The sequence below is a fragment of the Mucilaginibacter celer genome, assembly GCF_003576455.2.
In the GTDB taxonomy this organism is placed as follows: domain Bacteria; phylum Bacteroidota; class Bacteroidia; order Sphingobacteriales; family Sphingobacteriaceae; genus Mucilaginibacter; species Mucilaginibacter celer.
Genome location: NZ_CP032869.1, coordinates 240,123 through 263,557, shown reverse-complemented (window position 1 = coordinate 263,557; position 23,435 = coordinate 240,123). Strand labels below are relative to the sequence as shown.

General features: G+C 45.1%; 22 protein-coding genes, 1 tRNA gene and 1 pseudogene. 15 read left to right on the top strand and 9 right to left on the bottom strand.

Annotated elements, in window-relative coordinates; translation table 11 throughout:
• The first annotated feature begins 6 nt into the window (after positions 1 to 6).
• The 3 genes from HYN43_RS00975 to HYN43_RS00965 are packed head-to-tail and all read left to right on the top strand — an operon-like array spanning position 7 to position 3,606.
• On the top strand, positions 7 to 1,362 hold the full coding sequence (locus tag HYN43_RS00975) for an acetylxylan esterase (RefSeq protein ID WP_119407669.1): 1,356 nt from the start codon (positions 7 to 9) through the stop codon (positions 1,360 to 1,362).
• Positions 1,363 to 1,383: 21 nt separating this feature from the next.
• The gene (locus HYN43_RS00970) at positions 1,384 to 2,232 is read left to right on the top strand and encodes a hypothetical protein (RefSeq protein WP_119407668.1); all 849 of its coding nucleotides are present in this window, start codon (positions 1,384 to 1,386) and stop codon (positions 2,230 to 2,232) included.
• A gap of 39 nt (positions 2,233 to 2,271) precedes the next feature.
• Positions 2,272 to 3,606 (top strand): acetylxylan esterase, encoded by a 1,335-nt coding sequence (locus HYN43_RS00965; RefSeq protein ID WP_119407667.1) that lies wholly within the window; start codon positions 2,272 to 2,274, stop codon positions 3,604 to 3,606.
• A gap of 70 nt (positions 3,607 to 3,676) precedes the next feature.
• On the opposite strand, the gene HYN43_RS00960 is transcribed toward HYN43_RS00965, so the two are convergent.
• The gene (locus HYN43_RS00960; protein ID WP_119409207.1) at positions 3,677 to 4,147 is read right to left on the bottom strand and encodes an SRPBCC family protein; all 471 of its coding nucleotides are present in this window, start codon (positions 4,145 to 4,147) and stop codon (positions 3,677 to 3,679) included.
• Positions 4,148 to 4,531: 384 nt separating this feature from the next.
• On the opposite strand from HYN43_RS00960, the gene HYN43_RS30935 reads away from it, so the two are divergent.
• The 8 genes from HYN43_RS30935 (at position 4,532) to HYN43_RS00920 (ending at position 14,176) form a co-directional block, all read left to right on the top strand.
• The gene (locus HYN43_RS30935; protein ID WP_109606956.1) at positions 4,532 to 4,609 is read left to right on the top strand and encodes a potassium-transporting ATPase subunit F; all 78 of its coding nucleotides are present in this window, start codon (positions 4,532 to 4,534) and stop codon (positions 4,607 to 4,609) included.
• Between the two features lie 9 nt (positions 4,610 to 4,618).
• The gene (kdpA, locus tag HYN43_RS00950; protein WP_119407666.1) at positions 4,619 to 6,334 is read left to right on the top strand and encodes a potassium-transporting ATPase subunit KdpA; all 1,716 of its coding nucleotides are present in this window, start codon (positions 4,619 to 4,621) and stop codon (positions 6,332 to 6,334) included.
• Between the two features lie 159 nt (positions 6,335 to 6,493).
• Positions 6,494 to 8,524, top strand: a complete 2,031-nt coding sequence (gene kdpB, locus HYN43_RS00945) for a potassium-transporting ATPase subunit KdpB (RefSeq protein ID WP_119407665.1) — start codon at positions 6,494 to 6,496, stop codon at positions 8,522 to 8,524.
• Positions 8,525 to 8,637: 113 nt separating this feature from the next.
• Positions 8,638 to 9,204: a K(+)-transporting ATPase subunit C gene (locus tag HYN43_RS00940; RefSeq protein ID WP_119407664.1), complete on the top strand. Its 567-nt coding sequence runs from the start codon at positions 8,638 to 8,640 to the stop codon at positions 9,202 to 9,204.
• A gap of 500 nt (positions 9,205 to 9,704) precedes the next feature.
• On the top strand, positions 9,705 to 10,832 hold the full coding sequence (locus tag HYN43_RS00935; protein ID WP_119409206.1) for a sensor protein KdpD: 1,128 nt from the start codon (positions 9,705 to 9,707) through the stop codon (positions 10,830 to 10,832).
• 2 nt (positions 10,833 to 10,834) lie between these two features.
• Positions 10,835 to 12,556 carry a HAMP domain-containing sensor histidine kinase gene (locus HYN43_RS00930; RefSeq protein WP_119407663.1) on the top strand — a complete coding sequence of 574 codons (1,722 nt, stop codon included), beginning with the start codon at positions 10,835 to 10,837 and terminating at the stop codon, positions 12,554 to 12,556.
• Positions 12,557 to 12,844: 288 nt separating this feature from the next.
• Positions 12,845 to 13,405 carry an NUDIX domain-containing protein gene (locus HYN43_RS00925; protein WP_119407662.1) on the top strand — a complete coding sequence of 187 codons (561 nt, stop codon included), beginning with the start codon at positions 12,845 to 12,847 and terminating at the stop codon, positions 13,403 to 13,405.
• Between the two features lie 39 nt (positions 13,406 to 13,444).
• The gene (locus tag HYN43_RS00920; protein WP_119407661.1) at positions 13,445 to 14,176 is read left to right on the top strand and encodes a lysophospholipid acyltransferase family protein; all 732 of its coding nucleotides are present in this window, start codon (positions 13,445 to 13,447) and stop codon (positions 14,174 to 14,176) included.
• Between the two features lie 155 nt (positions 14,177 to 14,331).
• Here HYN43_RS00920 and HYN43_RS30690 read toward each other — a convergent pair.
• Positions 14,332 to 14,559, bottom strand: a pseudogene (locus tag HYN43_RS30690) (cupin domain-containing protein); the annotation flags it as partial.
• 12 nt (positions 14,560 to 14,571) lie between these two features.
• Positions 14,572 to 14,727 (bottom strand): cupin domain-containing protein, encoded by a 156-nt coding sequence (locus HYN43_RS30685; RefSeq protein ID WP_245447105.1) that lies wholly within the window; start codon positions 14,725 to 14,727, stop codon positions 14,572 to 14,574.
• 181 nt (positions 14,728 to 14,908) lie between these two features.
• Between HYN43_RS30685 and HYN43_RS00910 the strand changes: the two genes are divergently transcribed.
• The 3 genes from HYN43_RS00910 (at position 14,909) to HYN43_RS00900 (ending at position 16,949) form a co-directional block, all read left to right on the top strand.
• The gene (locus HYN43_RS00910; RefSeq protein ID WP_119407660.1) at positions 14,909 to 15,298 is read left to right on the top strand and encodes a putative quinol monooxygenase; all 390 of its coding nucleotides are present in this window, start codon (positions 14,909 to 14,911) and stop codon (positions 15,296 to 15,298) included.
• 280 nt (positions 15,299 to 15,578) lie between these two features.
• The gene (locus tag HYN43_RS00905; protein WP_022834144.1) at positions 15,579 to 16,052 is read left to right on the top strand and encodes a ribonuclease H-like YkuK family protein; all 474 of its coding nucleotides are present in this window, start codon (positions 15,579 to 15,581) and stop codon (positions 16,050 to 16,052) included.
• Between the two features lie 60 nt (positions 16,053 to 16,112).
• Positions 16,113 to 16,949, top strand: coding sequence for a sulfurtransferase (locus tag HYN43_RS00900; RefSeq protein ID WP_119407659.1), 837 nt, complete (start codon positions 16,113 to 16,115; stop codon positions 16,947 to 16,949).
• A 143-nt stretch (positions 16,950 to 17,092) separates the two neighbouring features.
• Here HYN43_RS00900 and HYN43_RS00895 read toward each other — a convergent pair whose 3' ends face one another.
• The 4 genes from HYN43_RS00895 to HYN43_RS00880 form a co-directional block, all read right to left on the bottom strand.
• On the bottom strand, positions 17,093 to 18,433 hold the full coding sequence (locus HYN43_RS00895; protein WP_119407658.1) for a sigma-54-dependent transcriptional regulator: 1,341 nt from the start codon (positions 18,431 to 18,433) through the stop codon (positions 17,093 to 17,095).
• 255 nt (positions 18,434 to 18,688) lie between these two features.
• Positions 18,689 to 18,889, bottom strand: a complete 201-nt coding sequence (locus HYN43_RS00890) for a YqaE/Pmp3 family membrane protein (RefSeq protein WP_119407657.1) — start codon at positions 18,887 to 18,889, stop codon at positions 18,689 to 18,691.
• Between the two features lie 52 nt (positions 18,890 to 18,941).
• Positions 18,942 to 19,493, bottom strand: coding sequence for an acyl-CoA thioesterase (locus tag HYN43_RS00885; RefSeq protein WP_119407656.1), 552 nt, complete (start codon positions 19,491 to 19,493; stop codon positions 18,942 to 18,944).
• Positions 19,494 to 19,774: 281 nt separating this feature from the next.
• Positions 19,775 to 21,235, bottom strand: coding sequence for a glycoside hydrolase family 30 protein (locus HYN43_RS00880; protein ID WP_119407655.1), 1,461 nt, complete (start codon positions 21,233 to 21,235; stop codon positions 19,775 to 19,777).
• A gap of 397 nt (positions 21,236 to 21,632) precedes the next feature.
• Between HYN43_RS00880 and HYN43_RS00875 the strand changes: the two genes are divergently transcribed.
• Positions 21,633 to 22,676: a quinone-dependent dihydroorotate dehydrogenase gene (locus HYN43_RS00875; protein ID WP_119407654.1), complete on the top strand. Its 1,044-nt coding sequence runs from the start codon at positions 21,633 to 21,635 to the stop codon at positions 22,674 to 22,676.
• A 483-nt stretch (positions 22,677 to 23,159) separates the two neighbouring features.
• Here the strand turns inward: HYN43_RS00875 and HYN43_RS00870 are convergent, their stop codons facing one another.
• Together HYN43_RS00870 and HYN43_RS00865 are read right to left on the bottom strand one after the other, a co-directional pair.
• Entirely contained in the window at positions 23,160 to 23,333 is a 174-nt protein-coding gene (locus HYN43_RS00870) for a spore protein (protein WP_119407653.1), read from the bottom strand.
• A 30-nt stretch (positions 23,334 to 23,363) separates the two neighbouring features.
• Positions 23,364 to 23,434 (bottom strand) — tRNA-Cys (locus HYN43_RS00865).
• Position 23,435 lies beyond the last annotated feature (1 nt).

The following is a 23,435-nucleotide window of genomic DNA, read 5'->3' as shown; positions in this document are numbered from 1 at the left end:
TGTTTGATGGTGAAAAACTTTAAAAAACTACTGCTTATAACTTTTGGCTTACTGCTGTTTGCTGCCGTACCGGCAATGGCCCAGCACGCTACTGAAGAGACAACAGAAAAAGATTCGGCCGCTACCGAAAAAAAGGGTAACGGCGAGGAAGAGGTTTCGACAGAACTTACCATCAACAGTAAAGACGGCGCCTTTAATTCTGCGGCATCATTTAGTTTCGAAGTAAAAAACACCTACAATTCCAGCCAGGAGGGTACCATCTCCTATATTATTACTACCGATAAGGGACAAACTGTTAAAACCCTCTCCAAACCGGTAAATCTGGGCAAAAAAAGCACCTCGAAATTTGACTTTGATGTATCCGGGTTAAAAACGGGTTTTTATAAGCTGAACATGATGATTAACGTGAGCGATTATGACGATACTACCCGTCGCGCTTTTGGCATCAGGCCCGATGAAATAAAATCGCAATATGCCCGCCCGGCCGATTTTGACCAATTTTGGCAAACCGCCAAAGATGAGCTGGCCAAGGTAAAGCCCAATTACAAAATAACCGAGGTACCATCCATGAATACCGATAACCGCAAGGTTTACGAGATAGAAATGAAGTCGCTGGATAATCTCACCATCCGCGGTTATATGACGGTGCCTATCAGCAAAAATAAAGGCAAAAAATTTTCGGTGCTGTTGGGTTTGCCCGGTTACCAGGTTAAGCTGTACCCTATTGTGGGTTTAGATCCGGACCTGGTGATCATCACCCTAAACACCCGCGGGCAAGGCACCAGCCGCGATGTGATCCATACCGAGCGCGATGCATTTATATCCTACCGTATTGAAGACAAAAACAAATACGTAATGCGCGGTGTGATTATGGATTGCGTACGCGCCGTTGATTTTATTTACGCCCAGCCCAATTTACGGCACGATCAAATCCTGGCTACAGGTGGCAGTATGGGCGGATATCTTTCTATCGCGCTTGCCGGTTTAGATCATCGCATAACGCTTTGCTCGGCGCAAAACCCCATCATGAGCGATATCCGCAACCTGGTTGGTTCGGTAGAGTGGCCCATCAACGATATTAAAAAATACGTGCTCGGCAAACCGGGCGTAACGTTTGATCAGGTGCTGAACAATCTTGACTATTACGATACCAAAAACTTTGCTACCACCATTAACTGCCCCACCATATTGGGTTTAGGTTTGCTGGACCCTTATGTACCGCCCAATAATGGTTATGCGGTATACAACTCCATGCATACCGATAAACACCTGATGGTATTTAAAAACCTTGCCCACGAGGTAAGCCAGGTTTATAAAGATTATGAGGGCCGTTGGATGCGCGACACATTTGGATTATTTTAGTACGATATTAGCCTATACACTATGACTTTGAAAAATACCATATTAAAATACATACTTACCCCTGCCCTGCTTTGCTCGCTTTTTGTGAATGAGAGCTTTGCCGACGGCTTCCCGGTAAGGCCGGGGCGTATTTCGCTCTCGCCATCGGCAACCTACTTTTTTGCCAATAAGGCCTGGGATGCCAACAGCCACAAGGGCGCATTTGATGATAACGGCAAGTTTACCTCCTGGAGTTACTCGCTTTATACCGAATATGGTATCAGTCGCAAGTTTACATTATCGGTACTGGCTCCCTATGTAATGAACAATTTCAGCAGCGACCAGGGCACATTTAAAAGTTCTGGATTCCAGGATCTGGAGGTGGGCATCAGGTATTATCTGGCCAATATCAATTACAAATACTATTTCAGTTTAAAAGCTACGGCCATCCTCCCCATGTACACCAATACCACTTTGGGCTATAACCAAAAAGGCGGCGAGCTTAAGCTGGCCTTTGCAGGTAGCGGGCACTTGTTTGGCAAAAACTCATTCTTTGTTTTAGAGAACGGAGTACGCGAATATTTTGGTTACGAAAGTGTTTTTCAAGACAGGTATAACGCCACCTATGGCTTAACACTGGATAAAAAATTCCGCGAGCAGCTTTCGCTCAGCGTTGGTGGTTTTTATGCAAGCAGCATCAATAAAGATTTTAACGCTAACCCGAGTGCCGGTAAAAACTTTGCCTTTAACCAGGTATCCTTAAGTTACGGGCACTCGTTCAGCAAAAACTTTTCGCTGTTTTTAACCGGCGGGCGTTTTATTACCGGCCGCAATACTGCTGTGGGTACAAACGTTTCGGCCTCACTTAATTACCGGATAGATACCCGATAATTTTTTTGTAACTTCAACCTTATCATCCCCCAATTAGTTGTGAATATTTTTAAATCCCCCATAGCCATTTTGGTTGGCGCTGTCTTGTTGTTTACAGGCACAGTACAGGCTGGTATTAAACCCAACCCGCCAAAAAAAAACATTATCACAGCAGATGAAGAAGTAAGCACCACGCTTACACCACACAGCAAGGATGCCCTTTTCAGCGATAATGCTTCTTATACTTTTGATGTAAAAAACGGTTACAATACCGTACAGGAGGGTAAGGTATCGTACCGGGTTACTACGCCTACAGGCGTGTTGGTGGCCAAAGATTCGGTAAGTGTTAAAATAGCTGCACGCAGCAGCAACAGTTACAACTTCAACATCCCGGCTATGAAGCCCGGCTTTTATAAAATCAACTTCATGATCAACGTGAGCGATTATGACGATACCACCCGCAGGGTATTCGGCATCCGCCCGCAGGAGATCCGATCAAACCACAGCCGTCCGGCCGATTTTGATACTTTCTGGCAAACCGCAAAGGACCAGCTTGCAGCCGTAAAGCCCGATTTTAAGATGACCGAAAAGCCCGAAATGGAAAAAGATAACCGCCTGGCCTATCTCATCGAAATGCGATCATTAGATAACATTATAGTGCGCGGCTGGCTCACCATACCCAAAGCCGGACCAAAAGGCCGCAAATTTTCGGTACTGGTTGGCCTGCCTGGCTACCAGGTTAATTTAATGCCAATGTTTGGCCCCGATGAGGATATTGCCGTTATAACCCTAAATGTGCGTGGGCAGGGCAACAGCCGCGATGTGGTGCATACCAAACGCGAAGATTTTATTACCCTAAACGTTGAAGACAAAAACAAATACGTTATGCGCGGCGTAATTATGGATTGCATCCGGGTGATAGATTTTATTTACTCGCGCCCCGAGCTGGATCATAACCGCATTGAAGTATCTGGCGGCAGTATGGGCGGTTACCTCGTTGCGGCATTGACCGGTTTGGATAGCCGGGTTAATATTGCATCGGCACAAAACCCTATTCTTTGCGATATCCGTAACCTGGTTGGCTCGGTAGAGTGGCCTGTTTATGATTTTAAAAAATACGCAGCCGAAAAACCGGGTTTAAGCTTTGATAAGATCCTGGATAACCTGGATTATTACGATATTAAAAACTTTGCACCCAACATTAAAGCCCCGATATTGGTGGGCGTTGGTTTGCTTGATCACTTAGCCCCGCCTAATAATGAGTTCGCGTTTTACAATAACATCCCGGCCAAAAACAAAAAGATCATGGTGTTTAAAGATCTGGGCCATGAAGTGCCTATGGATTATGTGATGCAGGAAGGGCATTGGATGCGGGATACGTTTGGGTTGTTTTAATATTAATAAGCCGCGGGTTTTCCTGTGCTAAACCAGTGGAAAATAACAAAAAGTAATTTCGTAGCTATTGTTATTTATATACCCCAAACAATCCTTCAATTGCCTTGGTCCGATAATCAAATATCCCCTCAACTTTTCCTTTAACAAACACAGCGTTGGCAAACCTGCCTATTGGGCCGTAAGGAATGGCATAATGCAGCAGATCGGTCATGTGTACACCATCTTCAATTGCCTTAAAGTGGTGTTGATGATGCCACAGTGCATATGGGCCGAAACGTTGCTCATCAACAAAATACTTTTTATCATCTACATGGGTGATCTCCGTCATCCAATCCATTTTGATACCTAACAGCGGCGAGATCTTGTAGGTAATGATCATACCTGCGTACATTTTTGTATCGGCGGTATAGTCGGACGTTACCACAAACTTCATATCGTTTGGGGTGATTTTAGCCAGGTTTAGTGGCGACGAAAAGAAATCCCAGGCTTCATCAAGGCTGATAGGGATATTTTGTTCTCTTTTTAAAAGGTATGTTTTCACTATGAGGTAACAAAAATCAGATACAAATGTTATAATTAAAAGGCAGATAACAAAGCGCCTGAGTAACTTGAAACTTAACATCCCCGCTTAATTATATACAGTGGCCCTAAATTACATTTTTCAAGTCCCACTTTGATAATCACCTATCAAAATGATAGTTCATTTCTCTCCAAATAAATAAAACCCCAAAGCAAAATCTATATAAACATTTAACAATCAATAATTTATACATATTTTAAATTTCTTGGCATCCGCTTGGCAAAGCCCTTTGCAAAAACACGCAAAAAATGGATGCTTTACTCACAATCGCTTACCTGGCCACATTTGTAGTGGTATTCTGGATCTTTTTTAAATCGGTAACCTACTTCGAAAAAATTTAACCCCATGGCAGCATTATTCATCGTAGCAATAGCCGTGTTCATTTACATGGTATACGTACTCCTCAAACCCGAAAATTTTTAAAATTAAACTATGAACACTGAACTAACGGGTGTAATTTTCACCTACCTGCTCACCTTAGCCATCGCCATTCCCCTTGGCCGCTACATAGCTAAGGTATTTAAGGGCGAAAAAACCTGGCTCGATTTTATGGCCCCGCTTGATCGCCTCATTTTCCGATTCAGCGGCATTGATACCAAACGCGAAATGAACTGGAAACAGCACCTGCTGGCCCTGCTTACCATTAACAGCGTTTGGTTAATATATGCCTTTGTTTGCCTGATGGCACAAGGCCATTTGCCGCTTAACCCCGATGGTAACCCCGGTCAATCGGCAGATACCGCTTTTAATACCGCTATCAGCTTTTTGGTTAACTGTAACCTGCAACACTACTCTGGCGAAAGCGGTGCCACTTATTTTACACAACACTTTGTGTTTATGTTCCTGCACTTTGTATCGGCTGCAACAGGTATTGCCGCGCTGGTAGTAGTGTTCAGGGCCATGAAGGATAAAGTTACCGATAAACTGGGCAACTTCTGGGAATACTTTGTAAAATCGATAACCCGTATTTTATTGCCTATCTCCTTCGTAATAGCCGTAATCTTCGCCTTTAACGGCATGACTACCAGCTATGCAGGCAAAGACACCTTTATCAGCATGCAGGGCGATACCGTACATGTTTCCCGCGGACCGGTTGCCGCCATGGTTGCCATTAAACACTTGGGCACTAACGGTGGTGGCTGGTTCGGCGCAAACTCGGCCCACCCTATCGAAAACCCTAATTATTTAACCAACACCGTAGAGCTGGTGGCACAGGTTGCTATCCCTATTGCCCTGGTATTTGCATTAGGTTTCTATCTCAATAAAAAGAAATTCGCCTATGTAATATTCGGTGTGATGACCCTGGGTATGCTGATGCTGCTCATTCCAACCATGAATGCCGAACTGAACGGTAACCCGGCCATTGCCAAAATGGGCATCAGTCAACCAACCGGTGCTATGGAAGGTAAAGAAGTAAGGTTTGGCCCGGCCAACTCGGCTTACTGGAGCATTGTTACTACCATCATCTCTACAGGTTCGGTAAACTCTATGCATGATAGTGCCATGCCGGTATCAGGCACTATGATGATGCTGGGTATGATGATTAACTGTTTTTACGGCGGTTGCGGCGTAGGTTTCCTCAACTTCTACATTTTTATTATCGTAGCCGTATTTATATCCGGGTTGATGGTTGGCCGTACGCCGGAATTTTTGGGCCGAAAGATAGAGGCCCGTGAAATGAAGATTGCTTCGCTGATTGCCTTACTGCACCCATTCATTATCCTGGTTGGTTTGGCCATTTCATCATACTACGTAGTGAACGTTGCCGGTGCCGATTGGGCGGTTAAACCTTCGGCCTGGTTAAATAACCCGGGTACGCATGGCTTTTCGGAGATGTTGTACGAGTACACTTCGGCGGCAGCCAACAACGGCTCGGGCTTTGAAGGTTTAGGCGATGGTAATATTTTCTGGAACTATACTACCGGCATTGTGATGATCCTGGGCAGGTTCCTGCCGATAATCGGTCCGCTGGCTATTGCGGGTTTATTGGCTAATAAAAAATATATCCCTGAGTCGGCCGGTACATTGAAGAGCGATACTTCAACCTTTGGGGTGATGATCTTCGCGGTGATTGTGATCATTGCAGCACTGTCGTTCTTCCCTGCATTAGCATTAGGCCCAATTGCTGAACATTTTTCATTGAAGTAAAAAGCAGAAAAGGAAAAAGCTTGGGATTGCGCGATTCCCCTCTTGAGAGGGGCGGAGGGGTGTGTTTCTCAGCACGCTAAGAAACACACCCCTGCCACCGCAAAACCCATCGCACCTCCTCTCAAGAGGGGAACTTAAAGCTCAAAAGATAATATAATCATGAACTCAAATCAAAATACATTGTTCCAGGGCGATCAGATGAAGGAGGCTTTTAAACAATCCTTCATCAAACTAAACCCACGCGCCCTGTTCCGTAACCCGGTAATGTTTACCGTGGAGATCGGTACCGTTGTAATGCTTATTGTAAGCCTGTTTTCGCTTACCAATAAAGGCCAGGGCAGTTTTGCTTACAACTTTACCGTATTTATCATCCTGTTGTTAACCGTACTGTTTGCCAACTTTGCCGAGGCCATTGCCGAAGCGCGTGGCAAAGCACAGGCCGAAAGCCTGCGCAAAACCCGCGAAGAAACACCTGCCCGCCTGCTGGTTAACGGCAAGGAAGAAAGGGTAATGTCGTCGCAACTAAAAAAAGGCGACGTGTTTATTTGCGAGGCCGGTGATAATATCCCTACCGATGGCGAGATCATCGAGGGTATCGCTACCATCGATGAATCGGCCATTACCGGCGAATCGGCCCCGGTTATCCGCGAGGCGGGTGGTGATAAATCATCCGTAACAGGCGGTACCAAAGTATTATCTGATAAGATCAAAGTACTGGTAACTACTCAGCCCGGCGAAAGCTTTTTGGATAAGATGATCGCGTTGGTTGAAGGTGCATCCCGCCAGAAAACCCCTAACGAGATCGCCTTAACCATCCTGCTGGCTGGCTTTACGCTGATATTCGTTATCGTATGCGTTACCCTGAAGCCTTTTGGCGATTACTCTAACACGCCCATCACTATAGCTGCTTTTATATCGTTGTTTGTTTGTTTGATCCCTACCACTATCGGTGGCCTGCTATCGGCCATCGGTATTGCTGGGATGGACAGGGCGCTACGTGCCAACGTAATCACAAAAAGCGGTAAAGCTGTTGAAACCGCGGGCGACTTAGATACCCTGCTACTTGATAAAACCGGTACCATCACCATCGGTAACCGTAAAGCAACCAATTTTTGGGCTGCAAGCGGTGCGGATGAGCAGGAGTTTGTAATGGCCTGTGTATTGAGTTCATTAGCCGATGAAACCCCCGAAGGTAAATCGATAGTAGAACTGGCCGAGACAGGTGCTCACAAACTGAAAGTTCACGCCCCTGCCGATTCGGTGTTTATCAAATTTACCGCCGAAACCCGTTCAAGCGGTTTGGATACTCCCGATGGTTTACGCATTCGCAAAGGCGCTTTTGACTCCATCCGCAACATGGCTTTAAAAGCCGGCAACCCTTTCCCTGCCGATGTGGAAGAGCAGGTTAAAAAGATCTCCTCAAACGGTGGTACCCCACTGGTGGTTGCCAAAAACGAAAAGATAATGGGTGTGATCGAACTACAGGATATCATCAAAACCGGCATTGCCGAACGTTTTGAACGCCTGCGCAAAATGGGTGTTAAAACGGTAATGGTAACCGGTGATAACCCGCTTACTGCCAAATTTATTGCCGAAAAGGCCGGTGTAGATGATTTTATTGCTGAGGCTAAGCCGGAGGATAAAATGAACTACATTAAAAAAGAGCAGCAAGGCGGTAAACTGGTCGCCATGATGGGCGACGGTACAAACGATGCCCCTGCCCTTGCCCAGGCCGATGTTGGCGTAGCCATGAACAGCGGTACACAAGCCGCCAAAGAAGCCGGTAACATGGTTGACCTGGATAACGATCCAACCAAACTGATCGAGATCGTAGAAATAGGCAAACAACTGTTGATGACCCGCGGTACACTCACCACTTTCTCCATCGCTAACGACGTGGCTAAATACTTCGCAATTGTTCCGGCGCTATTCATGGTATCTATGCCGGCTTTAAAGGCGCTGAACATTATGGATCTGCACAGCCCGCAATCGGCCATACTTTCGGCAGTGATATTTAACGCCATCATTATCCCATTGCTGATACCATTGGCTTTACGTGGTGTGGAATATAAACCAATTGGTGCAAGCGCCCTTTTACGCCGCAACCTGCTTATTTACGGTTTGGGCGGTATCATAGTACCTTTTATAGGTATCAAATTAATTGACTTAGCAGTATCATTATTCATATAAAATTAAATGAGAGCCGGGGACGTGGGGTATGGATTTAAGGCGACAGATAAGCTTTAATCCCCATCCGTCGCAAACCCCACGTTCCTAAAACTCATCTTTAAAAATTAAATAAAATGAAAACGTATTTGTTGCCATCCATCAAGCTTACTTTAATACTCATTGTATTAACCGCAGGCATATATCCCTTAGCTATTGCAGGTATCGGTAAATTTACCCCCGGCAAGGGCGATGGCGAAACCATCACTTACAAAGGCCGTGTAGTTGGTTACGCCAACATCGGTCAGAAATTTACTAAAGACGAATATTTCTGGGGCCGCCCGTCGGCTGTTGATTATAATGCTGCCGGTTCGGGAGGCTCTAACAAAGGTCCTTCAAACCCCGATTATTTGAAACAGGTTGAAGGTCGTATTGATGATTTTATGAAACACAACCCCGGTGTAACCCGCTCACAGATCCCTGCCGAACTGGTAACCGCATCGGGAAGTGGTTTGGATCCGGACCTTTCACCCGCCGGTGCCAAAGTACAGGTTGCCCGTGTGGCTAAAGCCCGCGGTTTATCTGCCGATGCTTTGAATAAACTGGTTGATGAACATACTGAGCAGCCTTTGTTGGGCATGTTTGGCCCGGCTAAAGTGAACGTTTTGAAGCTGAATGTTGCATTGGATGGCCTTAAAAAATAAAAAACAATCTGCCGCGGGTTTAGCGCAGCGTAACCCGTGGTAAACTATAGTGTAAGTTTCCAACTTACCCCTCTACACCATGCATACGGCTTAGGTGTTCATGAAAAGATAAGGGTAAAAAGTTGTTGGTGACAACACCAAAGCTATTCGGAAGAAATAAAGAAGCGGGGGATTGTGCGATTCCCTCCCTTGGGAGGGTGTAGGGAGGGGTTTCTACACCCTGCATATTCGTCGGGCAAGGCGTAAAAACCCCTCCCTGCCATTGCGCAATCCATAACACCCCTCCCAAGGGAGGGAATGAAAAAATCTTCCGAACACCTATGGTGACAACACCAACAAAGGCGAGTCATCCTGAGGAACGAAGGATCTTCTGCAACAGGCATATCGGCTATACTGGGCGAAGAAGATCCTTCGTTCCTCAGGATGACAAAAAGCTTATTAAAACTTAAATTTATAACAGCAATACAACCAGTTGAATTTGAAAAACAATTCAAATGATTATGGAAAACACCAAAGAGCAGTCCGTTGAGCATTTCCTGGAGCTGATCAAAAAATCGCGCCGGGGTAAGTTCAAAGTGTACATAGGCATGAGTGCCGGGGTGGGCAAAACCTACCGCATGTTGCAGGAGGCCCAAACCCTGATGCGCAACGGTATCGACGTAAAAATTGGTTACATCGAAACCCATAACCGTAAAGAAACACATGCCCTGCTGGAAGGCTTGCCGGTAATCCCCCGCCGGAGATTGTTTTACAAAGGCAAGGAACTGGAGGAGATGGACCTGAAAGCGGTGATCAGTCTGCGACCGGAGGTAGTTATTGTTGATGAGTTGGCGCATACCAATATTGAAGGCAGCAGTAACGAAAAACGCTGGCAGGACGTACTGGAGATATTGAACGCGGGTATCAATGTGATCAGCGCCGTGAACATCCAGCACATGGAAAGCCTGAATGAAGAAGTGGAACGGATAACCGGCGCTACTATTCACGAACGGGTACCCGATAAGGTTTTGCAACTTGCCGACGAGGTGGTAAACATCGACCTTACCGCGGATGAACTGATAGAGCGCCTGAAAGAAGGCAAGATCTACGATGAAAAAAAGATCCCAACAGCGCTGAACAACTTTTTCCAGGTAGAGCGGATCTTACAGCTGCGGGAACTGGCCCTGCGCGAGGTGGCCCACCAGGTGGAGAGGAAGATTGACATTGAAGTGCCAAAAACTATTAAGCTGCGGCCCGAACTGTTTTTGGCCTGCATCAGCACCAATGATGCCTCGGCCAAGATCATCATCCGTAAAACGGCGAGGCTGTCATCTTACTATCGCTCCAAATGGTATTTATTATATGTACAAACCTCGGGAGAGAGCAGCGATAAAATTAACTTAGCCGCGCAAAGACACCTCATCAATAATATGAAACTGGCTACGCAACTGGGCGGCGAGGTACTTAAAATAAAAAGCGACCATGTGGCCCGCACCATTTGGGAAACGGCCGAAAAATATGATATTACCACGATTTGCATTGGCAAGCCGAGGTTTAAATTTTACCAGCTTATCATGAAAACAGCCGTGTTTACACAGCTACTAAATAAAATGTCGAAAACGGATATTGACCTTGTAATACTTTCATAACCATGACCATTAAAAATAAACTCCGCACAGGTATCGGCTTCCTGTTCACACTGGCATTAATTTGCTGCGGAATGTCGATATATTTCCTAAACAGGCTCTCGGCTGATGCCGGGGCCATATTGAAGGACAACTATAAAAGCGTAATGTATATGCAAAATATACTTACAGCTATTGATTCGCAGGCTGATGGTTTACCCGCCAAACAGCAGAAAACTATCAATGACAATCTGATACTACAGGAACATAATGTAACCGAGGTTGGCGAGCAGCAACGTACAGATTCGGTACGATCTGTATTTGAACAGCTCAAACTGGCCGGTAATAATCCCGTTGCCGAAAAAAGCCTTCGTTTTAGGCTGCACCAACATGTTTACGGTATCATGAAACTAAATATGGACGCCATATCCCATAAAAATGATGTAGCCAACGCCACCTCCAAACGGGGTACCTGGCTGGTGGCTTTTTTTGGTGCCTTGTTGTTTTTAGTAGCGTTTAGCTTTGCCGTTAACTTTCCCGGATACATCGCCAACCCCATCAAAGAGCTTACGGCCCGTATCAGGGATGTATCTAACAGGGATTATCATCAACAGATTCATTTTGAATCGGACGATGAGTTTGGCGAACTGGGGCAGGCTTTCAATAACATGACCCGCAAGCTGGATGAGTTTGAGAACAGCAACCTTGCCAGTATCCTTTTCGAGAAGAAAAGGATTGAAACCATCATCAACTCCATGCAGGATGCCATCATCGGTTTGGATGAAAAACAGGTGATCATATTCGCAAACCAGGTTGCCTGTAACCTGATAGGCATGAAAGCCGAACAACTAACAGGTGAATACGCACCCGACATCGCTTTAGAGAACGACCTGATGCGTAAACTACTGGTGAACGATCAGGCCAAGCTGCGTATTTTTGCAGATAACCATGAGGGTTTCTACTCGCGCGAGTCGCTATCTGTAAACAATAAAGACAAGGTAATAGGAAAAGTAATCATCCTGAAAAACGTTACCGAATACCAGCAACTGGATGAGGCGAAAACCAATTTCATTGCCACCATCTCACACGAGTTAAAAACGCCTATCTCATCTATTAAAATGAGTTTAAAGTTACTGGAGGATGAGCGTATTGGGGATGTAAACGCCGAGCAACGTCAGCTGATCAGCAATATTGATGATGATACCCGCAGGTTATTGCTTATTACCGGCGAGTTACTGGATATGGCCCAGGTAGAAACCGGCAAACTGCAGTTGAACTTCGGCAGCACCCACCCGCAAAACATTGTGGATTATGCGGTGAAAGCCATTAAGTTTATTGCCGATCAAAAGCATGTAGAGATCAAGGTTAAATGCGATGAGAGCCTGCCCAAGGTGCATGCCGACCTGGATAAAACTACCTGGGTGTTGATTAACCTGCTATCGAACGCCATCAAATACAGTCACGAAAAATCTGTTGTGGAGTTAACGGTCAAGAAGCATAAAAATGATGAGATCGAATTTTCGGTAACAGATCATGGTAAGGGGATTGAAGAGCAATACCTGCCAAGGCTATTTGAACGTTACTTTAAAGTACCAAACGCATCTTCAGAGCAGGCCGGTACCGGTTTGGGATTGGCTATAGCTAAAGATTTTATTGAAGCGCAGGCCGGCAAAATTAGCGTGGATAGCGAGATTGGTTCGGGCAGTACGTTTTGTTTTACGTTGAAGCGGGCTATTGCGGCGGCATAGACCGGTTGGCGGTCGTGTCTCCACGACCGCAGGGGTATTTTTTAAATTCCCTCACTCGGGAGGGGCGCGCAGGAAAGTGCGGTGGCAGGGAGGGGTTTCTACACCCTGTCCAATTATTATGTATAGCGAAGAAACCCCTCCCTACACCCTCCCGATGGGAGGGAATCGCGCAGCCCTATGCTTTTTCACTCGTCTCCCCTCCCCAAGGTCGTACCTCCACAACCGCCCCACCCGCCAAAAATTCAAATTAATTCTCCCAATCCCCACCCGATGCACTATTTTTAAACCATGCATCACCCCGAAAACAATCCCTGGAAAATAACGTCCGAAAAAAATATTTACGATAACCCCTGGATCAATGTTACCGAGTACCAGGTGATCAACCCATCGGGCAATCCCGGTATTTACGGCAAGGTTCACTATAAAAACCTGGCCATTGGGGTTTTGCCTTTGGATGATGAGCTGAACACCTACCTGGTAGGCCAGTTCAGGTTTACGCTTAACCAATACAGCTGGGAAATGCCCGAAGGCGGCGGCCCGGAAGGTACGGATCCGCTGGCCTCGGCCAAACGCGAGCTACTGGAAGAAACCGGCTTAAAAGCCTCGCAATGGACAGAGATTCAGCGCCTGCACCTCAGCAACTCGGTAAGCGACGAGCTGAGCATTTTATACGTAGCCCGCGGCCTTGAACAGTTTGAGGCCGAACCTGAAGAAACCGAGCAACTCATCGTAAAAAAAATCCCATTCACCGAAATGTACCGCATGGTGTGTGATGGCGAAATAACCGATGCCATGACGGTAGCCACGGTTTTGAAAGTACAGTTGTTATTAACAGAAAACCGTTTGTAAACTATCCCATTAGTAAAAAAAATATAACTTTGATCATTGATGAAAAAGTTATTAGGATATTTTTTAACGCCGCTAACCGCCATTGCATTTTCCCTGTGTTTAGTTATATTCCATCCTTTGCAGTGGATCGCTTTTCGCTTTTTTGGCTACGCCGCACATAAAAAGGTTGTTGACGTGTTAAACCTGTTTTTGTTAAGAACCTTTTATATATTGGGCGATACGGTAACGTTTATCAATGAGCAAAATTTGCCTCTTGATCGCCCAATGATATTTTTAGCTAATCATCAGAGTTTGCTTGATATCCCGCCGCTTATCTATTACCTCCGTAAATATCACGCCAAGTTTATCTCTAAAATTGAGCTTACCAAAAACATTCCATCCATCAGCTATAATCTTAAACACGGTGGTGGCGCAAATATTAACAGGGAGGACGCCCGCCAGTCGATGACTGAATTGATGAAACTGGGCGAGCGGATGAAAGCCAATAACTGGTCGGCAGTTATATTTCCTGAGGGTACCCGCTCAAAAGATGGTTCGGTTAAAACATTTCACTCGGCGGGTGTTGCCGCTATTCTTAAAAAATGCCCTGATGCATTATTGGTTCCAATTGCTATAAACAATGCCTGGAAAGTGATGAAATACGGATACTATCCGCTTAACACGTTTACCGCAGTGACCTGGACAGTGCTTGAACCTATTGAGCCCGGCAAAACTCCGGTAGCTGAGCTGGTACTTGAAGCGGAGAACAGGATAAAGGCGGCGATAGCCTGATTTGATATAAAAAGCATGGGGATTGTGCGATTCACTCCTTTGGGAGGGTGTAGGGAGGGGTTTCTACGCCCTGCACAACCGTTATGCATGGCGTAGAAACCCCTCCCCGCCACTACACAATCCATCACACGCCTCCCGAGGGAGGGAATTAAAATCTATCCCCTATACTCCTCCTCGCTCACCTGCTCCATCCAATCCACAGGCGAACCGTTTAATTTTTCCTGAATAGCGATATGGCTCATTGCCGTGGTATCGGTAGCGCCATGCCAATGTTTTTCATCCGGCAAAAAATAAACCACATCGCCCTGGTAAATATTTTGTTTAGCGTCACCCTCACGCTGTACCCAACCTGCACCTGCGGTAACTATCAAAGTTTGCCCATACGGATGTGTATGTCAGGCCGTACGCGCACCCGGCTCAAAAGTTACCAAGGCCATAGCCACGCGCGAAGGCTCGGGCGGACTGATGAGCGGATCGATGCGTACAGTGCCTGTAAAATATTCTGCGGGGCCTTTGCCCGATGGTTGCGAGCCGTTTCGTTTAATTTCCATTTTTTGTTTTTGTTAGATGTTTGATAAAGCCAAAAATAATCAACCTGTTTTCAAGACTGTGGGTAATTTACCCCCTATCAGTAAAAATGGTAAGTAAAACAGTAGTTGATATAACAATACTACAGGATAGTATAAGGATATTTGATAACGGGTACTGTTAACCATTATTCATTCAACAAAGATGAAAGCATTAATACTAACCTTAACTACAGTTTTTGTGATGATCCTTGCCCAACAGAATGTTTCGGCCCAACAAGCCGCGCGGGTAGTACATATAGCGAAATTAGAAATAGATCCGGCCCAACTGGGTAGCTATACAGCCGCGCTAAAAGAGCATATCCAAACCGCTATTAAAGTTGAGCCCGGCGTATTAACCCTGCATGCCGTAGCCGAAAAGGGTAATCCTGCACACATCACGGTTTTTGAAATTTATGCTGATACCGCGGCTTATAAGGCGCATTTACAATCGCCCCATTTTAAAAAATATAAAACCGGTACTAAGGATATGGTAAAATCGCTCGAGCTGATTGATGTAACGCCGATTGTTTTGGGGGCGAAGGAGAAGCTGTAGAAGGAATTGTCTGAATCAGAATTTACAGAATTTGAGAATTAACAGAATATGCCAGAGAAATTCTGAAAATCCTATAATTCTGTAAACTCTGATTCAGACATCTCAACACACTCCGGCCAAATCCGAAATCTAACCTCCGAATTCCGAAATTCAAACTGTTAATAATCAGCTAAATGTTAACAAATAAATCACATGTTATTTACGTTAGTATGAATACTAATCGCTTATTTTTATAGACCCGTAAAACAGGTCATTCAAAATTTACCTAAATAACTTTTATATGACCTGGAGAAAATTCAGTGGCGAAGTAATCCAATCGCCAATTATGGAAGAGGTTGAAAAAGCAATAGAGCGTGAATCTCTTCTCGGCAACAAGCTTAAAGTATGTATCGGCACCGACTCGCAAGTTAAGGGATCTGTAACAGATTTTGCAACGGTTATCGTTTTTCTGCGCGAAAAACGTGGTGCATTTATGTTCATCCACCAGGAACGTACCTCGCAAAAAATGAGCATCAAAGAAAGAATGCTGAGCGAAGTACAAAAATCAATCGACATTGCCTACAAGCTTTGCGATCTGCTCGACCTGTACGATGTTGACCTTGAAGTGCATGCCGATATTAACACCAACCCGATGTTTAAAAGTAACGCAGCCCTGCACGAGGCTATGGGTTACATCCTGAGCATGGGTTTTGTGTTTAAAGCTAAGCCCGAGGCCTTTGCCAGCTCGTACTGCGCCAACAAAATAGTGCAGTAAAATTACCGAAAAACGGGCGGTGTATCTATATTTGGTATTATAACATACCAGATAATACCTATGTCGTCATTAATAGAAATCAATGATCCGGCTTTGGCCGGCAAGGATACTATTCTTATTGATGCCCGTGCAGGGCAGGATTCATACCAGCGCTACCTGGCTGGTCACCTCAAAAACGCGGTTTACGCCGACCTTGACCAGCACCTTACCACTAAACCGGAAGATCCCGCTTATGGCGGCCGTCACCCACTGCCCAATATACAGGAGTTTGCTGTACAATTAGGCAACTGGGGAGTTACGCCTGCCAGCCATGTGGTGGTTTATGATGATAAATCAGGCGCTTTCGCGGCCTCGCGTTTATGGTGGATGCTAAGGGCTATAGGGCACCAGAATGTTCAGGTATTGAACGGCGGGTTGCAGGCCGCTAAAAATGCCGGGGTTGAGCTAAGTACCGATCCATACACACCCACGCCGGCTGACCCTTACCCGGTAACTCATGAGTATGCCAACACTGTGGAGATTGAAGAAGCAGGCCAGGCTGCCAAAGATCCATTAAGAGTGGTTATAGATGTACGCGAAACACCTCGTTACTTAGGGCAGACAGAGCCTTTGGATTTGATCGCCGGGCATATCCCAGGCGCGTTAAATATGCCATATACAAATAATCTGGGTGCGGATGGTAGGTATTTACCTGCCGATGAATTACGCAAAGCTTATGATGCCGCTATTGGCGATGTAGCGCATGACCAGATTGTTGTTCATTGCGGGTCGGGCGTTACAGCTTGCCATACCCTGTTAGGTTTGGATTACGCGGGTATTACAGGGCCTAAACTTTATGTTGGTTCCTGGAGCGAATGGTCGAGAAGGGATTTACCGATTGGGAAGGAAGAAAGGTAAAATAAATATATTTCCGCAGCCGCTCGGCTCCTGCCGGGTGGCTGCTATTTCCAGGCCTCAGGCCTGCGATCAGTAGTCGGCCAGAGGCCGCGTGATAGTCGACACTCGGCTGGAGCCGAGCGTCTGCATCTTTTTTTTATTTTTTATTCTAAATTATACTCTTTCAACTTCCTGTAAAGCGTAGCCACACCAATATTCAGCAAATGTGCGGCCTCAGCCCTGTTACCGTGCGTGTGGTTAAGCACCCGCTGGATGTGCAGCTTCTCTACCGATGAAAGATCAAAAGCCGAAATAGGCGCACCGCTTTTTACCTGCTGCTGTTGTACCTCATAAGGCAGCAAACTTTCATCAAGTATATTGCTATCGGTAAGAATCACCGCGCGCTCCACAACGTTTTTCAACTCGCGGATATTACCTGGCCATGCGTAGGCTTCCAGCTTTTCAACAAATTCATCGCTTAAAACATTTACCTGCTTTTTTACTTTAAGCGCGAAGTGCTGCATAAAATATTCGGCCAACAATTTAATATCTTTTTTACGCTCGCGCAGAGCCGGCAAGGTGATCTGAAAAACCGAGAGGCGATAATACAGATCAGAACGAAAATGCCCCTCGTTGCTCTCGTTCAATAAATTACGGTTGGTAGCTGCCAAAATACGCACGTTAACCTGCGTTGGCTTAGTATCCCCTATCTTAATAAACTGCTGCGACTCCAGCACCCGCAACAGTTTTGCCTGCAAATCATGATCAAGCTCCCCTATCTCATCTAAAAATATGGTTCCACCGTTTGCTTCTTCAAACAGGCCTTTTTTATCTTTAACAGCGCCGGTAAACGAACCTGCCTTATGGCCAAACAACTCGCTCTCCAATAACTCTTTGGTAAAAGCGCTGCAATTTACAGCCACAAACGATTTTGCACTACGGTTACTGGCCTGGTGAATAGCCTCGGCAAAAATCTCTTTGCCCGTACCTGTCTCGCCCAATAATAAAACTGTGGTATCGGTAAGGGCTACCTTTTGCGCCAGTTTAATAACATCGGTTATAGCGTTTGATTTACCGATCAACCTGTCGAAACCAAAGCGGGTGTTCAACTTGCTTTGCAGCTCCATCACCTGTTGTTGCAGCATGGCTTTATCCATGGCCTTGCTAACCAGCGGGATGATCTTTTCGTTATCATCGCCCTTGGTGATATAATCAAAGGCACCGGCTTTAATAGCCTTTACGCCATCGTTAATAGTGCCGTAGGCGGTGAGTACAATAATTTCGGTTGTGGGATAGTTTTTTTTGATGGTTTCAGAAAGGGTGATCCCATCAATATCTGGTAGTTTAACATCGCTCAAAACAACCTGTACACTTTCCTGCTGTAGCTTTTTTAAGCCCTCTTTGGCGGTGCCGGCCGTAATAACTTCGTGCCCTTCCAATTGTAAAATACGCGCTAACAGGTTGCGAAGGCGTTCTTCGTCGTCGATAATTAATAGTTTACCCACCGTTGATGTTTTGATTACGTTGATGCAATAGCGGCAAAGATAAACCGTTGATGGGGATGATTACGTTGATTTCGCTGATTTTTTTGTCTGAATCAGAATTTGCAGATTTTTTGTCTGAACTCGAATTTGGGGGAATTATCAAAATTTATCGAATTCGCTTAACATTCTGTTAATTCCTTAATTCTGTAAATTCTGATTCAGACAATTCTGATTCAGACAACCAGCAAACTACTCACTTAATCAACCATTCACCATTCACCAACGATACCGCCGCGTTGCCCGCATCAGTTGCCTGTGGCGTTTGGCATCATAATAATCGCTGGTTACCAGGATTGAATGGATTACACCCGGAATCCAAAAAAACAGGGTTAAAAATATATTTAATATAAAGGCACCTATCCTGCCGGTGGTTAGTATGGCAAGTGGTGGTAATAAAAAGCACAAAAAGTATCGCATGGCTGTGGTTTTAATGTTTAGTTAACATTTAGACCATACCATTGGCAATTTGTTACTGTTTAATTTCTTCGCCCAGGTTGGGTGGCAATTCATTGCCAAAAAACAATGCCTTGAGTTCGGTAGCATCGTTAGGGTTCATCTTACCACCTAATATCAGCCTCAACTGGCGGCGGCGCAATGCACCTTCGTATAATGATTGTTCTTTTTCTGTTTCGGGGATAAGCTCTGCTACAGTGGCTTTCTGCCCATCTTTATCCAAAGCCACAAAGGTGTAGTAGGCTTCGTTGCTTTTTACTTTAGTGCCCGATGGGATATTCTGAGCCCAAACGTCCATCCTCACCTCTACCGAGGTGGTGAATGCCCTGGTAACTTTCGCTTCTATACTTACTACATCGCCCAGCTTAATTGGCGCTTTAAATGATACATTATCTACCGATGCCGTTACTACTATCCTGTTGCAATGTTTTTGTGCGCATATCGCCGCTGCAATATCCATCCAGTGCAGCAACCTACCCCCCATCAGGTTGTTTAAGGTGTTGGTATCGTTGGGTAATACCAGTTCATTCATGATGGTGTAAGAGTCTTGCGGCGATTTTGCAGTCATGGTAAATTGTTTAACAGCAAAGATAGAAGATTAATAGAGGAATGCCATTTTGAAACAAGGAACGGGTGAGAAATCTGGTACGTTCTGCTTTTACAGCTGCATTATTGCCTGGCAAGTGTAAAAGATTTCCCGTTCCCGCTCATACAACCCCCTGCCCCGTTCGCCGAAACAAGCGTAAGCCCCGGGCCGGTACCAATCCCCATAAATGATAATGGTGGATCACGAATGACCCACCATACCAGAGATTTAGTTGATTGATTAACTAAAGATTTTTATAAAAATTACTCCACAACAAGTGTTGCAATTGAGTGCGGCAGGGCAGTAACACCGGCCGCTTTTCCTTTTATCCAAAGGCTGTAATCTATTTTTTCGTCGGTTTTGTTCATCACTACTACGGCAACCGAGCCATCAGGGTTTTGGTAAGCTGTAGTTAACAGTTTGTCGCGGCTGGCCACTGCGCTGATGCGTTTGGCTCCCGGATGAATGTATTTGGAGAAATGACCAATGTAATAGTATGAGCTGGTATAAATCAGGCTGCCATTACGCAAATCGGCATGTACCGGTGCGAAGCAGAAGTTGCCCACGTGGTTTGGTCCGCCTTTTTCATCAAGCAATACGTTCCAGTCGGTCCAGGCGGTAGTACCGGCATTAAAATCGTTAATCATTGATAAGCCGTAGCGTTCGCCCAGCGACCAGTCGTTAATTTTATTGAAATCAAATTTTTCGATACAGCCTTCTGTAAATACCAGGTTTTTGTTTGGGAACGATTCGTGCGTGCGGCGGGTAGCCTCAAAATTCTGCCCGGCACCTGTCCAGGTTTCATACCAGTGGAAGCCAATGCCCCAGATATATTTGGCCGCAGCCGGATCTTCAAGAATGGTGCTGGCGCGTTGGTAAAGTAAATCGCGGTTATGATCCCAAACAATCAGTTTTTTGCTTGCCAGGCCTTGTTTTTGCAGGGTTGGGCCTAAAAAGTTCTTCACAAAATCACGTTCTTCTTCGGCAGTGTACATGCACGATTCCCAGCTTTGCTTAGCCATAGGCTCGTTTTGTACCGATAAGCCCCAGATTGGGATACCTTCCTTTTCGTAAGCTTTAATGAATTTCACATAAAAGTTTGCCCAGCTTTGGTCAAACTCTTTCTTAAGCTTGCCGCCATGCAATACATCGTTATTATCCTTCATAAAAGCCGGGGGGCTCCATGGCGATACAAATAAGGTTAACTTACCGCCTGCAGCTGCGGTAGCTGCTTTAATAAAAGGGATGCGGTAGGTTTTATCGTGGCTGATATCAAATGTTTTCAGCTCCTTATCGCCGGCCTTTACATAGCTGTAACTATCGCTCGAAAAATCGCAGCTTTGGATATTGGTACGGCCAAATGAATAACCGATGCCTTTATTTTTATCATAATAGGCAGTTAAAAACTCCTTCTGCTTATCCTTGGGCAGTTTGGCAAAAGTTTCGGCCGAGGCATCGGTTAAAGCGCCGCCAATACCTATCATAGTTTGAAAGGTTTTAGCCGGATCGACAAAAACGGCAACCTCGGTTTCGGCAGGCTGCGGCTTATTGCTAAACTTAAGGGTTTCGGTTTCCTTAAACCTGTAACCGGCGTTTTGTTCAGAAACAATCACCTTAACAGATTTATTGGCAACCGAATAAGCGGCCTTGCTTTGCGCTACGGCAAAGTCAGCCCTTAATAATCCGCCTGCTATAAAACAGGCAATTAAATACTTTTTTTGCATGGGTTTAATTAAATAGGCTTACCGGCTTGGTTTAGGCCTGGACTATGGCTACCGGAGTTTTCAAATTTATTAAAGTTAATTAAAAAAAAGCAAAAAGCTAATGATAAATTATTAAAAAAAGATGACCTTGCTTTTAAATTGATACGCATTAATACCAAATCATTTTAAAATATAAATATCTAACAGTCAATCTATTAACTATACATACAAGAAGATATCTGTCAGCTTTTTGATGCGCTACAATGCATTAAAAATAATAGTGTATTTATTACACAGGACGCCCTTTCATCGCGGTTAATTTATACGCACGCAAAGGCACCGGGTTGCTAAGAAAGCCTTTCGGTATTCCTGTAGCGGCATGCTTAAATAATAGCCCATAAAGTACTAACTTCGCGGCATGTATCAGCTCATCAAACCCATCCTGTTTAAGTTCGACCCCGAAAAGGTGCATTACTTTGTTACCCGCAACCTGAAACGCTTTAACCGTTTTCCGGGCGGCAAGGCATTGAGCAAAGCAATATGGGATGTGGAAAACCCCAAACTTGAGCGTGAGGTTTTCGGCCTAAAATTCAGAAACCCGGTTGGTTTAGCTGCCGGCTTTGATAAAAATGCCGAGATGATGGGCGAGATGGCTAACCTTGGTTTTGGCTTTGTGGAGATTGGTACGGTTACCCCGCTGCCACAACCAGGTAATGATAAACCCCGCATGTTTCGCCTGCCGCAGGATAGCGCCCTGATAAACCGGATGGGTTTCAATAATTTTGGCGTGGATGTAGCTGCCGAAAGGATTGCAGCCTTCCGCCGCGACCCTAAAAATGCCAATAAAAACTTAATCATTGGCGGTAACGTTGGCAAAAATAAAGTAACCCCTAACGAAGATGCGGTAAGCGACTATATTAAATGCTTTGACCGTTTGTTTGATGTGGTTGATTATTTTGTGGTGAACGTTAGCTCGCCCAATACCCCCGGCCTGCGTGCCTTACAGGAAAAAGGACCATTGATGGAAATTCTGAACACCCTGCAAAAACGCAATAACAAAAACGGCATCAGCAGGCCAATCCTGCTTAAAATAGCACCAGATTTGACGGATTCGCAGCTGGATGATATTGTAGAGATTGTGCGGGAAACCGGGATAGCCGGGGTGATAGCCACCAATACTACCATCAGCAGAGAAAATCTGGCATCACCATCAAAATTAAAAGATGAAATGGGCGGTTTGAGCGGCAAGCCGGTAACCAAACGCTCGATTGAGGTGATCCGTTATCTGCATCAAAAATCAAATGGTTCATTTCCTATTATTGGGGTAGGCGGGATCCACTCTGCTGAAGATGCTTTGGAGAAGCTGGAGGCAGGTGCATCATTGGTACAGTTATATACCGGTTTTATTTACGAAGGGCCAGGGTTGATTGGCAGGATCAATAAAATGTTGCTGAACCGTTGATTTTTACGATTACGCTGATTTCGCTGATGCTTGCCTGATTACCCTTATCCTTGTTTTCGTGTCTCCACGAAAACGCCCTTGCCTGCCTTGGTTATTAGTTAATACATTGCGGAATGTTCTTCGTTAACTCTTACAGGGGGTACTTGCGTCGTGCAAATTCCTCCATCCTAACAATCACAGTTCAGATAAATATTACATTGACATGCGTCCCGTGAAGGCACGGGCACCGGGATAAGGAGCTACTGAACCGTTGATCAGAATTGATTACGTTGACTGCGCTTATGCTTGTTTATAAAACATTTGAACCTTGCTCAACAAAAAACCCCATCAATCCCCGAAATCATCCAAATCCCGGTTCAGACAAAAAAATCAGCGAAATCAACGTAATCACATAAATCAACGGTCAAAATAAAGGTTCAAAAAAAAATCCCGCCGGAAACCGGCAGGACTTTCAATTTTTTTCTTCTTAAAAGAAGAAGGAGATTATTTACCTAATGCAATTTCTAAAGCTGCATTGTTTTTCGCGATCTGGCTGGTTTTTTTCTCAGCAGAACGGCTTCCGTATTCAAGGTTAGTAGCCAGTTTCAGGAACTGAACTTCTAAACGTGAAAAAGTTTTGTTTCTCCTATCTTTTCTTTTTAAACGAGTAACGCCCATTGTCTTTTATTTTAAATTTTTTTAACCCTGAGGTCGGAAGCGGATTCGAACCGCTGTAAAAGGTTTTGCAGACCTCTGCCTAGCCACTCGGCCATCCGACCC